Consider the following 13,053-nt stretch of genomic DNA (forward strand, 5'->3'; position numbering starts at 1 on the left):
TCAGACCCGCGAGCCCACTTCGGTTTGCTCGCGCGTCCACGCGCGCGCCTGCTCGCTCAGCGAAAGGCCCAGACCCGGCCGCGTGGGCACCCGCATGCGGCCGTTGGCAATCTCGATGCGCTCATTGAACAGCGGCTCCAGCCATTCGAAGTGCTCGACCCAGGGTTCGGTCGGGTAGGCCGCGGCCAGGTGCACATGCAGTTCCATTGCGAAGTGCGGCGCCAGCATCAGCCCCGCGTGCTGCGCCAGCCCGGCCACCTTGAGGAAGGGCGTGATGCCGCCGACGCGAGGGCCGTCGGGCATCAGGTAGTCGGCCGCGCGGTGGCGGATCAGGTCCCAGTGCTCGCCGGCGCTGGTCAGCATCTCGCCGGTGGCGATGGGGGTGTCGAACTGCTGCGCCAGCGCGGCGTGGCCCTCGTGGTCGTAGGCGTCCAGCGGCTCCTCGATCCACACGAGGTTGAAGCCTTCGAGCGCGCGGCACATGCGCTGCGCGGTGGGGCGGTCCCATTGCTGGTTGGCGTCCACCATCAGCGGCACGCCGTCTCCGAGGTGTTCGCGCACCGCCTTCACGCGTTCCATGTCGATGCGGCCGTCGGGCTGGCCGACCTTGAGCTTGATGCCACCGATGCCGCGCGCCACCGAGGCGGCGGCGTTCACCTTCAACTGGTCGATGGGCGTGTGCAGGAAGCCGCCCGAGGTGTTGTAGCAGCGCACCGACTCGCGGTGCGCGCCCAGCAGCTTGGCCAGCGAGAGGTTCGCGCGCCGTGCCTTGGTGTCCCACAGCGCGACGTCGAAGGCGCCGATGGCCTGGGTGGACAGGCCGCTGCGCCCGGCCGACGCGCCGGCCCAGCACAGCTTGTCCCACAGGCGGGCGATGTCGTTGGGGTCTTCGCCGATCAGGTTGGGTGCGATCTCCTGCGCGTGCGCGAACTGCCCTCGCCCGCCAGCGCGCTTGCTGTAGCTCAGGCCCAGGCCTTCATGACCCTGCTCGGTCTGCAGTTCGACGAACAGCATCGCGATCTCGGTCATGGGCTTCTGTCGCCCGGTCAGCACCTTGGCGTCGCTGATCGGGTTGGCCAGCGGCAGGTAGCAGGAGGAAATGCGCATCCAGGCGATGCGGTCGGCGCTCTGGCTCATGGGCGGGCGGGTCCTGCACTCATTGCGGCTTGATGCCCGCGGTCTTGATCACCTTGGTCCAGCGCTGCAGTTCGCTGGCGACGAAGTCCGAATACAGCTTGGAGCCCTGCGGGGGCACCACGAAGCCGTTGCTTTCCAGCTTCTGTTTGATCGCCGGGGAAGACATGACCTCCTTGAAGGCGGCTTCGAGCTTGGCCACGATGGGGGCGGGCGTGCCTTTGGCCACCGACATGCCCGACCAGCTCAGCGCCTCGAAGCCGGGGTAGCCGGACTCGGCAACGGTGGGTACGTCGGGGTACAGGCTGTTGCGCTGCAGGCTGCTGACCGCCAGCGCGCGCAACTTGCCGGCCTTGATGTGGGGCAGGGCGACGTCCTGGTTGATGAACATCATCGGGATCTCGTTGCCCAGCAGGGCGGTCATCATCGGGCCGCCGCCGCGGTAGGGGATGCCGGTCATGAAGATGCCGGCGGTCTGCTTGAACAGCTCCATCGCCATGTGGCCCGAGGCCGCGTGGGTGTAGCCGTAGTCCAGCTTGCCGGGGTTGGCCTTGGCGGCCTTCACCAGGTCGGCCAGGGTCTTGTAGGGCTGGCTGGCGTTGACCACCAGGACGTTGGGGCCGTTGTGCACGTGGCTGATGTGGATGAAGTCCTTGACGGAGTCGTACTTGAGGTTGGGGTCCAGGCCATGCGCCACGGCGTTCTGGCCCACGCCGGTCTGGATGATGGTGTAGCCGTCGGCGGGCGCCTTGACACCACGCTCGGTGCCGATCACGCCACCGGCGCCGCCGACGTTTTCCACCACCACCGGCTGGCCCAGCACCTTGGCCAGCGGATCGGCCACCAGGCGGCCCATCACATCGGACGTGCCGCCGGGAGGGAAGGCCACGATGATCTTGATCGTTTTGCTGGGGTAGTCACTCTGGGCAAAAGCGCCCAGGGGCAGGCTGCTCCCCAGGGCCGCGCCAGCGGAAGCGGCGATCAGGTGTCGGCGGTTGAGGTTCATGGTTTGTCTCCGTGTTGTTGATGAATGACCGATCAGAGATCAGCTTCGAGAGGAGCGGTGTCCCAGGCCAAGGACACCGAGGAACCGGCTTGGCCGGGCCTCTGGTGTCGTCCCCCTCCCGCCGCAGGCGAGAGAGGGGGAAGCCGCGCAGCGGCGCAGGGGGTGTTTCATGTAATCGGCGCGGGATTGAACAGCACCAGGTCGTTGTGCAGGCCCCATTTTTCGGCCCAGGTCTTCTCACCGCTGGCCACGGCCAGCATGCGATGGAACAGTTCCCAGCCGAGTTCGTCGATGCTCGCTTCGCCGCTGGCAATGCGGCCCGCGTTGATGTCCATCAGGTCGTGCCAGCGGCGCGCGAGATCGTTGCGCGTGGCCACCTTGATCACCGGACACTCGGCCAGGCCGTAGGGCGTGCCGCGGCCGGTGGTGAACACGTGCAGGTTCATGCCGGCGGCGAGTTGCAGCGTGCCGCAGATGAAGTCGCTGGCGGGCGTGGCAGCGAAGATCAGTCCCTTGCGGTTCACCTTCTCGCCGGGGCCGATGACACCGTGGATCGGGCCGTTGCCGCTCTTGACGATGGAGCCCATGGCCTTCTCGACGATGTTGGACAGGCCGCCCTTCTTGTTGCCGGGCGTGGTATTGGCGCTGCGGTCGGCCTGGCCGCGCGCGAGGTAGGCGTCGTACCAGCCGAGTTCGCGCAATATCGCCGCCGCCACCTCGGGCGTTGCGGCGCGGCGCGTCAGCTGGTCCACGGCGTCGCGCACCTCGGTGTTCTCGCTGAACATCACCGTCGCGCCAGCACGAACCAGCAGGTCGGTCGCAAAACCCACCGCCGGGTTGGCGGTGACGCCGGAAAACGCGTCGCTGCCGCCGCACTGCACGCCGACCACCAGTTCGCTGGCCGGGCAGGTTTCGCGCTGGCGTGCGTTGAGGCGTTCGAGATGACCTTTGGCCTGCGTGAGGATCGAATCGATCATCGACATGAAGCCGACGTGCTTCTCGTCTTGCAGGCAGACCACATCCGGGCCTTGTCGCTGATCCGCAATCGGGATCGAGCCAGGCGGCAGCAAGCGCTCGGGCTGCAGCTTCTCGCAGCCCAGGCTGAGCACCATCACTTCGCCGCCGAAGTTGGGGTTGCTGGCGAGGTTGCGCACGGTGCGGATGGGGATGATGGCGTCGGGGGCATCAATGGCCACGCCGCAGCCATAGCTGTGCGTGAGGCCCACCACGCCGTCGACGTTGGGGTAGTGCGGCAGCAGGTCTTTCTTGATGCGTTCGACCGCGAACTCCAGCACCCCGGCCACGCATTGCACCGTGGTGGTGATGGCCAGCAGGTTGCGCGTGCCCACGCTGCCGTCGGCGTTGCGGTAGCCCTGGAACGTATGGCCTTCGAGAGGCGGCAAGTCGGCCGGTGGTTGCGGCGCGGGCAGGCCTTGCAGCGAGCGGGCTTCCGGCATCACCAGCCGCTGTTCGTTGACCCAGCCACCGGCAGGGATGTCCACCGCGGTGTGGCCGATGACCACGTTGTAGCGGCGCACGGCGGTGCCGGCGGGCAGATTGCTCAGCGCGACCTTGTGCCCCTGCGGCACGGGCTGCACCAGCGTCGGCCCGCCGGGCAGGGCGGTGCCGGCGGGCAGGCCGCCGTCGTTGACCACCACGGCGACGTTGTCGCCCGGGTGGATGCGGATGGTGCGTGCGTCGGTGCTCATCGGACCATGCAGGGCTTCTTGGGGTCGAACCTCCAACCCGGGACCAGGTACTGCATCGCGATCGCGTCGTCGCGCGCACCGAGGCCGTGCTGCTGGTACAGGCGGTTGGCCTTCTCGACCTCGGCCATGTCGATCTCGATGCCCAGGCCGGGCTTCTTCGGAACCTGCACGTAGCCGCTTTCGATCTTCAGCGGATCTTTCGTCAGCCGCTGGCCATCCTGCCAGATCCAGTGCGTGTCGATGGCGGTGACCTTGCCCGGTGCGGCCGCGCCCACGTGGGTGAACATGGCCAGCGATATGTCGAAGTGGTTGTTGGAATGCGAGCCCCAGGTCAGACCCCAGTCGCGGCAGGTCTGCGCCACGCGAACGCTGCCGGCCATGGTCCAGAAATGCGGGTCGGCGAGCGGAATGTCCACGCTCTGCAGCGCCAGCGAATGGGCCAGCTGGCGCCAGTCGGTGGCGACCATGTTGGTGGCGGTGGGCAGGCCGGTGGCGCGGCGGAATTCGGCCATCACCTCGCGGCCACTGAAACCTTCTTCGGCGCCGCACGGATCTTCGGCGTAGGCCACCACGCCGCGCATTTTCTCGCCCAGGCGGATCGCGTCCTTGAGCAGCCATCCACCGTTCGGGTCCAGCGTCACGCGCGCATCGGGAAAGCGTTCGTGCAGCGCGGTCACGGCCTCGACCTCTTCGTCGCCGGAGAGGACACCACCCTTGAGCTTGAAGTCCTGGAATCCGTAACGTGCCTGCGCGGCTTCGGCCAGGCGCACCACGGCCTCAGGCGTCATGGCCTTCTCGTGGCGCAGGCGACACCAGTCGTCGGCGTGGTCGGGTTCGCTGGCCGGATCGGCATACGGCAGGTCCGTCAGCGTACGGTCTCCGACAAAGAACAGGTAGCCCAGCATCTGCACCGCCTCGCGCTGCTGGCCCTCGCCGAGCAGGGCCGCGACCGGCACCTCCAGGTGCTGGCCCATCAGGTCCAGCAGGGCCGACTCCACAGCCGTCACGGCGTGGATGGTGGTGCGCAGGTCGAAGGTCTGCAGGCCGCGGCCGCCGCTGTCGCGGTCGGCGAACTGGGAGCGCATCGCGTTCAGGATGGCCTGCAGCTTGCCGATGGACTGACCCTCGACCAGGGGTCGGGCGTCTTCCAGCGTCTGGCGGATCTTCTCGCCACCCGGCACCTCGCCCAGGCCAGTGTGGCCCGCGCTGTCGGTGACGATGACGATGTTGCGCGTGAAAAACGGGGCGTGCGCGCCCGAGAGGTTGAGCAGCATGCCGTCCCGGCCAGCGACCGGGATGACACGCATGGAAGTGACGACGGGAGCGGTCATGGCGTCACTGGGGACCGAGCTGGTCGATCAGTGCCTTGAGCTGCTCCATCTCTGCAGGCTTGAGGTCCGACAGCGGCGGACGCACCGGACCGGCCGGGTGACCCACCAGGGCGGCGCCGGCCTTGACGATGCTCACCGCATAGCCCTGGGTCTTGTTGCGGATGGCCAGATAGGGCATGAAGAACTGCCGCAGCAGGCGGTGTTGCGTGGCCATGTCGTCGGTGCGCACGGCTTCGTAGAACTGCATCGCGGTCTTCGGGATGAAGTTGAAGACGGCCGACGAATACACCGGCGTGCCCAGCGCCTTGTAGGCCGCGGCGTAGACCTCGGCCGTGGGCAGGCCACCCAGGTAGGCGAAGCGGTCGCCCATGCGCATGTAGATGGAAGACATCGCTTCGATGTCGCCCACGCCGTCCTTGAACCCGATCAGGTTGGGGCAGCGGTCGGCCAGGATGGCGAGCGACTCGGGCGTGAGCTTGCAGACGTTGCGGTTGTAGACGATGACGCCGAACTGCACGCTCTTGCACACGGCCTCGACGTGCGCGATCAGGCCTTCCTGGCCGGCTTCGGTCAGGTAGTGGGGCAGCAGCAGGATGCCGTGCGCGCCGGCTTTCTCGGCAGCCTGGGCGCACTGGATGGCGAAGCGGGTCGGGCCACCGGCGCCGGCAATGATCGGCACCTTGCCGCGGCAGGTGTCGACCGCAGTCTGGATGATGCCGGGGTACTCCTCGCCGGTGAGCGAGAAGAACTCGCCCGTGCCGCCAGCTGCGAATAGCGCAGTCGCGCCATAGGGCGCCAGCCATTCGAGGCGGGCGGCGTAACCTTTCGCGTCGAAGTCACCATGGGCGTCGAAATCGGTCAGCGGAAACGACAGCAGGCCGGAGGACATGACCTGCTTGAGATCCTGGGGTGTGTATTGCATGGTGGGTGCTCTCGTGTGTGAATGGGACGGGTTCAGAACCGGGGCTGGTGCCCGGTGAACGACGGGTCGTACTTGCGCATCTGCGCCAGGTCATCGCGGTTGCGGATGGTCGTGTTCAGGTAGTTGTTGTTCAGGCGGGCCAGAGCCTCGCGATCGATCTGCACGCCCAGGCCGGGTGTCGTGGGCACGCGAAGGCTGCCGTCTTCAAACGCCAGGCGACCGCCCTGGACCACCTCGTCGTCCTGCCAGGGGTAGTGCGTGTCGCAGGCGTAGGAGAGTTGCGGCACCGAAGCCGCCAGGTGCGTCATCGCGGTGAGACTGATGCCCAGGTGCGAGTTCGAGTGCATCGACAGGCCCAGGCCGAAGGTCTCGCACATCAACGCCAGCCGCTGCGTGGCGCGCAGGCCGCCCCAGTAGTGGTGGTCACTCAGCACGATCTTCACCGGGCAGCCCATCTCGGCGTTGCGGCGGAATTCCTTGAGATCGGTGACCACCATGTTGGTGGCTAGCGGTACTTCGCACGCAGCGGCTACCGCAGCCATGCCGTCCAGGCCCGGGGCCGGGTCTTCGTAGTACTCCAGCACGCCGCGCAACTGCTCCACCACTTTCAGGCTGGTGGCCACGGTCCAGTTGGCGTTCGGGTCGATGCGCAGCGGCGCGCCCGGGAAGGCCTTGGAGAGGGCCAGCAGGGCGGCCACCTCCTGTTCGGGTGGCAGCGCACCGGCCTTGAGCTTGATGCTCTTGAAGCCGTACTGATCGATCATGCGGCGCGCCTGCGCCACCATCTGTTCGGGCGTGATGCCTTCGCCGAACGGATCGGGGGCGTAGGGCTTCTCGATGTGCTCGGCGTACTTGAAGAACAGGTAGGCACTGAACGGCACGGCGGGCCGTGCGGCGCCACCCAGCAGGTCCACCACCGGCGCGTTCGCCAGCTGGCCCTGCAGGTCCATCATCGCGACCTCGAACGCGCTGATCACCTTCGCCACCGTCTTGGAGACGTGCGTGCCCGGCGCCAGCGACACCTGCGTGCCCAGGAACTCCGAGCTGGTCTGTTTCGGCGTGACCAGCGCGGCGACACGGGTCTCCATGTCGTTGAGCGCCCAGGGCGAGAGCCCGGTCAGTGCGGGCGCCGCCTTGGCCAGCGCGTCGAGCATCGGCAAATCGCCGTAGCTCTCGTTGATGCCGATCAGGCCGGAGTCGGTCTCGATTTCGATGATCGAACGCAGGGCCCAGGGCTCGTGGATGCCGGCGGCGTTGAGCAGCGGCGGGTCGCGGAACGCGATCGGCGTCACGCGCACATGGCGGATGGCGTGGGATGTCATGGAGGTGTGCCGCTTATTTGGTGAACATGCCGGGCAGCCACAACGAGAACGCGGGCACATAGGTCACCAGCAGCAGGCACGCGGTGAGCGCGCCGTAGAACGGCAGGATGGATTTCATGACCTGTCCGACCGAGATGCCTCCGATCGCACAGCCCACGAACTGCGTCACCCCCACCGGCGGCGTGTTCAGGCCGAGGGCGCAGTTGATCAGCATGACGATGCCGAACTGGGCCGGGTCCATGCCGAACTGCATCGCGATCGGCAGGAAGATGGGCGTGCACACCAGGATGGTGGCGGCCATGTCCAGGAAGGTTCCAAGCAGGAACAGCAGGACGTTGATCATCAGGAAGATGACCCAGGGGCTGTCGGACACCGAGGTCATCAGCGCGCCGGTCTTCTGCGGCACCTCGTACAGCGCCATGAAATAGCCGAACGCCGACGAGATGCCGATCAGCAGCAGCACCACGCCGGTGGTCTTGCAGGCCTTGGCGCAGGCCTTGAGGAAGTCTTTCCAGGACAGCGAGCGGTAGACCAGCACGGTCACGATCAGTGCCCAGAGCACGGCGGTGGCGGCCGATTCGGCGGCGGTGAACACGCCCGAGAGGATGCCGGCGAGGATGATGACCACGATCATCAGACCGGGCATGGCGGCCAGCCAGGCCGACAGAACCTCGCGCCAGCCGGTGAACTTGCCGCGTGTCGGGTAGCCGCGCTTGACCGCGACCCAGTAGGCGGCGGCGAGGTTGCACAGCGTCAGCAGCAGTGCCGGAATGACGCCGGCCAGGATCAGGCTGAGCACGCTGACCGAAGCAATGCCGGTGGTCGCCAGCGTGAAAATGATCAGGTTGTGCGAGGTCGGCATCAGCACGCCGACCAGAGCGGCGTGGGTCGTGACGTTGACCGCGTAGTCGGCGTCGTAACCCTCCTTTTTCATCAGGGGAATCATCACCGAGCCCATGGCGGAGACGTCGGCCAGCGCCGAGCCCGCCACGCCGCCGAACAGCGTGCAACCCACCACGTTGCTCATGCCCAGGCCGCCGCGCACGTGGCCGACCAGGCTGTTGGCAAAACGCACGATGCGGTCGGCGATGCCGCCGTAGAGCATCAGCTCGCCGGCGAACACGAAGAACGGGATCGCCATGAAGGAGAACACCTGCATGCCGCCGACCATCTTCTGGAAGACGATCGCCACCGGCACGCCGGCGTACAGCACCGTGGCCACCGAGGCCAGGCCGATGGAGAACGCCACCGGCACGCCGATGAGCAGCAGGAGCAGGAAGGAAACGGAAAGGATGGCCAGTTCCATGATGGGTGTTTCTTGTTGTGGTCAGGGAGTGGCTCAGTGCCAGGCGGGGATCACTTCTTCGTCGCGCAGCAGCGCCAGGATGTGTTCGAACGAGAACAGCACGATGAGCGCGCCCGCGATCACGAGCGCCAGGTAGTCCAGACCGGCGGGCAGGCCCAGCATCGGGTCGAGCTCATCCCACTTGAGACGGGTCCACATCCAGCCGCTCCAGCCCATGACAGCCCCGAACACGGCCACCAGCAGGTGGATCAGCACTTCCACCTTCAGGCGCATCCATTCCGGCAGCAGAGAGACCAGCGACTCCAGCCCGATGTGGCCGGCGTCGCGCACGCCCACGGCCACACCCAGCGCAGTGATGTAGAGCACCAGCTGCAGCGCCAGGGCTTCGGTCCAGGTCGGCGTGTCGTTGAACACATAGCGGCCGACCACCTGGGTCTGCACCGAGAGGATCAGCGAGATCAGGCCGATGATGGCCATCACCAGGCAGAACTTGCTGATGCGGGCGCACACCCGGTTGAACAGCAGGTTGGCGCGGGGACGCCTGTTTTCGGCGTCGGAAGGCAGCGGAGCGGACATGGGCAGTTCCGGAGAGCGGAGGGGAAGAACTGCCCGCACGGCAGGCCACCGCGCGGGCAGGGGAGAGGCAGGCTTACTTGGTGTCCTGCACGGCCTTGACCAGGCGCTGCAGGTCGGGCGTGGTCATGAACTTCTCGTACACCGGCTTCATGGCGGCCTGGAACTCGGCCTTGTTCACGTCCTTGACCAGCTCGGAGCCGGCCTTGGTGACGATGTCGATCGCCTTGGCGGTCTGCTCGTCCCACTTCTGGCGCTGGAACGCCACCGACTCCTTGGCCGCAGCGCGGAACAGGGTCTGGTCGGCCGGCGACATCTTGTCGAACACCGCCTTGGAGATCACCAGCATCTCGGGCGCCATCGAGTGCTGGGTGTACGAGTAGAACTTCACCGCCTCGTAGTGCTTGAAGCCTTCGTAGGAGGGCTCGTTGTTTTCGGCGGCGTCGATCAGACCGGTCTTCAGGCCGGTGTAGACCTCGGCGGTCGGCATGGGGGTGGCGTTGGCGCCCATCGCGGTCGCGACGGCGACCCACAGGTCGGACGGCTGCACGCGGATCTTCATGCCCTTGACGTCGGCCAGGCTGCGCACCGGCTTCTTGGCGTAGATCGAGCGCGCGCCGCTGTCGTAGAAAGCCAGGCCGACCAGGCCCTGGTGTTCGCAGCCCTTGAGGATTTCTTCACCGACCGGGCCGTCCAGCACGTGGCGCATGTGTTCCACCGAACGGAACAGGAAGGGCATGGTGGGCACCAGGCTCTTGGGGCAGATCGCGTTGAGCGAGCTGATGTTGACGCGGTTCATGTCCAGCGCGCCGATCTTCACCTGGTCCAGGGTTTCCTTTTCGGAACCCAGGGCGCTCTTGTTGAAGACCTTGATCTTGTACTTGCCGGCGCTGCGCTGCTCCAGCAGCTGGCTCATGTGGCGCACGGCGGCGACCGTGGGGTAGTCGTCGCTGTTGTGCACGTCGGCCGAGCGCAGCTCGGCGGCCTGTGCGGACAGCGCCAGCAGGCCGGCGGCCATGGCGGTGAGATGGCGTTGCAGTTTCATCAAAGTCTCCGTTGTGGTGGTTGGGTTGAGGTGAAGAAAACCGTGCCGGCGCTGGTTGCGTCTCAGATCGCGCAGCGCGGCTCGTCCAGGCCCCTCACGCCAGGACGCAGTGCAAACACGCCACCGGCCAGCGGCTGGTCGGCGAGATCGCCGCCGGGCCGGATGGAGGTGACGTACAGGGTGTCCAGCCCGGCGCCGCCGAAGGCGCACATGGCGGGCTTTTTCACGGGCACGCTCAGCGAGCGGTCCAGCCGTCCTGCGGGTGTGAAGCGGTGCACCAGGCCGGCGTCGTTGCCGCAGATCCAGTAGCAGCCGTCGGTGTCCACGGCGGCACCGTCGGGGCGGCCGGGCAGGGGCCTGAAGTCGATGAAGACGCGGCGGTTGTGCGGCGTGCCGGTGTCGGTGTCGTAGTCGAAGGCCCAGACCGTCTGGCGGTTCGGGTGCGAGTCCGAGAGGTACATGGTCCGGCCGTCGGGGCTGAAGGCCATGCCGTTGGGCGTGATGTAGCCGGCTTCGAGACCGCGCAGCGCGGGCACCCGGTCGTCCAGGTCCAGCGCGTACAGGCTGCCGGACGGCGCGGCGAGCGACATGTCGGCCACCATGGTGCCGGCGCGCAGGCGGCCCTGGCGGTCGCAACGGCCATCGTTGAAGCGCATGCCTGTCTGCGGGTGCGTCACGCGGGTGATCCGTTCGGTGCCCACGCTGCCGTCGTCCCCCGGCGTCAGGCGCGCCACACCGGTTTCCATCGCGGCGATCCACTGGCCATGCGGCAGGGCGTCGCTGCCAGCCGCCAGCGCGATGCAGCCGGTCTGCTCGGGCGTGGTCCATTGCCGCGCCTGGCCGCTGTCGCTGTGCCAGCGCCACAGCGCCTTGCCCGGGATGTCGACCCACCACAGGCACTGGCGCGCGCTGTCCCAGACGGGGCTTTCGCCCACGCCGCAACGCGCGTCCAGCACCAGTTCGGCTTGCTCGCTCATGACCGGTCAGGCCTTCTTGAACGGGTCGGCTTTCACAAAGCCACCACCCTGGTAGATCGCTGCGGGGTCGTTCAGGTCGGGCGTGGGGGTGCGGGCGAACACCGCGTCGCGGAACACGTCGGAGCTGTCTTGGGGCACGTAGCCGATGTGGCGCGCGCGGCTGTTGTCCCACCAGGTGACCGCGTTGTCCGACATGCCGAACACGATGCTGTGGCCCAGCACCGGGGTGGACAGGCAGGCGCCGATCAGGCGGTGCAGGTCGTCGTAGCTCAGCCAGGTGGCCAGCATGCGGCGGTCGCGCGGCTCGGGGAAGGACGAGCCGATGCGCACGCAAGCGGTCTCGATGCCGTAGCGGTCGAAGTAGAAGCGCGAGAAGTCTTCGCCGAAGGCCTTGCTGACGCCGTAGAAGCTGTCGGGCCGCGGCGGGTGGTCGGCGGTGATGGTTTCGCCCTGCTTGTAGAAACCCACCACGTGGTTGGAACTGGCGAAGATCACACGCTTCACGCCGTGCCGGCGGGCCGCTTCGTACAGGTGGTAGACGCCCAGGATGTTGGCCTGCAGGATGGCCTCGAACGGCGCCTCGACCGAGATCCCGCCCAGGTGCACGATGGCATCGCAGCCGGCCACGGCCGCGTCCACGGCGGCGGCGTCGGCCAGGTCGGCCTGCACGATCTCTTCGCCGTTGCGAGCGTCGCCACAGCTCGACTTGTCAGACAACCTAAGCACATCGCAGTTGGCGGTGAGCCGCGAGCGCAGGGCCGATCCCAGTCCGCCGGCGGCGCCGGTCAACAGGATCCGGTGGTGCGTTTTCATAGGGTTTACCATGGTATTCAATGCTTGTCGCAATCTGGTTGCACAGTGGCGCGGGCCTTTGGTACAGTGCTTGTCAGTCCGGGATGTCTGTCGTATGTTGTCAGACAACTGGCCGCGATTGTGAAAATCATGGCGCAGGCTGTCAAGGAAAAAACCATGAACTCCGTGAAAACCCTAGGTGAGGAGGCTGCCGCAGAGCCGCCGCGCGCCCGCCGCCCGCGTGGCCTGGTGCCCGAAATCGTGGCGTCGCTGGAAACCGACATCCGCGAGGGCCGGTTGGTCCCCGGCCAGAAGCTGCCGACCGAATCGGAACTGGTCGGGCGCTTCGACGTCAGCCGCACGGTGGTGCGCGAGGCGATCTCGCGCCTGCAGGCCTCGGGCCTGGTCGAAACCCGCCACGGCATCGGCACCTTCGTGATGGCGCCGCGCGCGGTCGAGCCGATCTTCCGCATCGCGCCGGAAGACTTCGCGACCGCCTCCGACGTGATCGAGCTGCTGGAACTGCGGATCAGCCTGGAGAGCGAGGCGGCCGCGCTGGCGGCGCAGCGGCGCAGCGGCGAGAGCCTGGCGGCCATGGCGGCGGCGCTGGCAGGGTTCAACGTCGCGATCCACGCCGACTCCGACGCCGTGCCCTCCGACTTTCTGTTCCACATGGAGGTTGCCCGCGCGACCGGCAACCGCCATTTCGCCGACCTGATGACCTACCTGGGCACCATGATCATTCCGCGCACGCGGCTCAAGACCGCGGCCAGCGCCCCCGAAGGGCGCCTGCCGTACCTGGAGCGCGTGCACCACGAACACGAGAACATCCTCGACGCCATCCGGCGCCAGGACCCCGAGGCTGCGCGCGCCGCGATGCGCACGCACCTGTCCAACAGCCGCGAACGCCTGCGTCGCGCACAGCCCGAAGCCTGA

At 67.3% G+C, this 13,053-nt stretch carries 12 protein-coding genes; 1 reads left to right on the forward strand and 11 read right to left on the reverse strand.

Translation table 11 applies throughout. The features are described 5' to 3' along the window. The 11 genes from ACLIJ1_RS09560 to ACLIJ1_RS09610 all read right to left on the reverse strand — a co-directional run bounded on the left by ACLIJ1_RS09560 (window position 1) and on the right by ACLIJ1_RS09610 (window position 12,138). The gene (locus tag ACLIJ1_RS09560; protein WP_411365278.1) at window positions 1–1,137 is read right to left on the reverse strand and encodes an L-talarate/galactarate dehydratase; all 1,137 of its coding nucleotides are present in this window, start codon (window positions 1,135–1,137) and stop codon (window positions 1–3) included. Window positions 1,138–1,156: 19 nt separating this feature from the next. Further along, complete coding sequence (locus ACLIJ1_RS09565) at window positions 1,157–2,140, reverse strand: Bug family tripartite tricarboxylate transporter substrate binding protein (protein ID WP_411365279.1); 984 nt, start codon at window positions 2,138–2,140, stop codon at window positions 1,157–1,159. Between the two features lie 167 nt (window positions 2,141–2,307). Next, window positions 2,308–3,849, reverse strand: coding sequence for a galactarate dehydratase (garD, locus tag ACLIJ1_RS09570; protein ID WP_411365280.1), 1,542 nt, complete (start codon window positions 3,847–3,849; stop codon window positions 2,308–2,310). Next, entirely contained in the window at window positions 3,846–5,180 is a 1,335-nt protein-coding gene (gene gudD, locus ACLIJ1_RS09575) for a glucarate dehydratase (protein WP_411365281.1), read from the reverse strand. The genes garD and gudD overlap by 4 nt, the downstream gene beginning before the upstream one ends. A gap of 4 nt (window positions 5,181–5,184) precedes the next feature. Next, entirely contained in the window at window positions 5,185–6,102 is a 918-nt protein-coding gene (gene kdgD / locus ACLIJ1_RS09580; protein ID WP_411365282.1) for a 5-dehydro-4-deoxyglucarate dehydratase, read from the reverse strand. Window positions 6,103–6,134: 32 nt separating this feature from the next. Next, window positions 6,135–7,424 carry a glucarate dehydratase family protein gene (locus ACLIJ1_RS09585; RefSeq protein WP_411365283.1) on the reverse strand — a complete coding sequence of 430 codons (1,290 nt, stop codon included), beginning with the start codon at window positions 7,422–7,424 and terminating at the stop codon, window positions 6,135–6,137. Window positions 7,425–7,437: 13 nt separating this feature from the next. Beyond that, a complete protein-coding gene (locus tag ACLIJ1_RS09590; protein ID WP_411365284.1) occupies window positions 7,438–8,730 on the reverse strand; it encodes a TRAP transporter large permease in 1,293 nt (430 codons plus the stop codon). A gap of 33 nt (window positions 8,731–8,763) precedes the next feature. Continuing rightward, window positions 8,764–9,306 carry a TRAP transporter small permease gene (locus ACLIJ1_RS09595; protein ID WP_411365285.1) on the reverse strand — a complete coding sequence of 181 codons (543 nt, stop codon included), beginning with the start codon at window positions 9,304–9,306 and terminating at the stop codon, window positions 8,764–8,766. A gap of 73 nt (window positions 9,307–9,379) precedes the next feature. Continuing rightward, window positions 9,380–10,348, reverse strand: coding sequence for a TRAP transporter substrate-binding protein (locus ACLIJ1_RS09600; protein ID WP_411365286.1), 969 nt, complete (start codon window positions 10,346–10,348; stop codon window positions 9,380–9,382). 62 nt (window positions 10,349–10,410) lie between these two features. Beyond that, window positions 10,411–11,325: an SMP-30/gluconolactonase/LRE family protein gene (locus tag ACLIJ1_RS09605; RefSeq protein ID WP_411365287.1), complete on the reverse strand. Its 915-nt coding sequence runs from the start codon at window positions 11,323–11,325 to the stop codon at window positions 10,411–10,413. Window positions 11,326–11,331: 6 nt separating this feature from the next. Then, complete coding sequence (locus ACLIJ1_RS09610; RefSeq protein ID WP_411365288.1) at window positions 11,332–12,138, reverse strand: NAD-dependent epimerase/dehydratase family protein; 807 nt, start codon at window positions 12,136–12,138, stop codon at window positions 11,332–11,334. Between the two features lie 156 nt (window positions 12,139–12,294). On the opposite strand from ACLIJ1_RS09610, the gene ACLIJ1_RS09615 reads away from it, so the two are divergent. Next, complete coding sequence (locus ACLIJ1_RS09615) at window positions 12,295–13,053, forward strand: FadR/GntR family transcriptional regulator (protein ID WP_411365289.1); 759 nt, start codon at window positions 12,295–12,297, stop codon at window positions 13,051–13,053.

Origin of the sequence: Hydrogenophaga sp. RWCD_12, assembly GCF_046604225.1 — a bacterium.
Lineage (GTDB): Bacteria > Pseudomonadota > Gammaproteobacteria > Burkholderiales > Burkholderiaceae_C > Hydrogenophaga.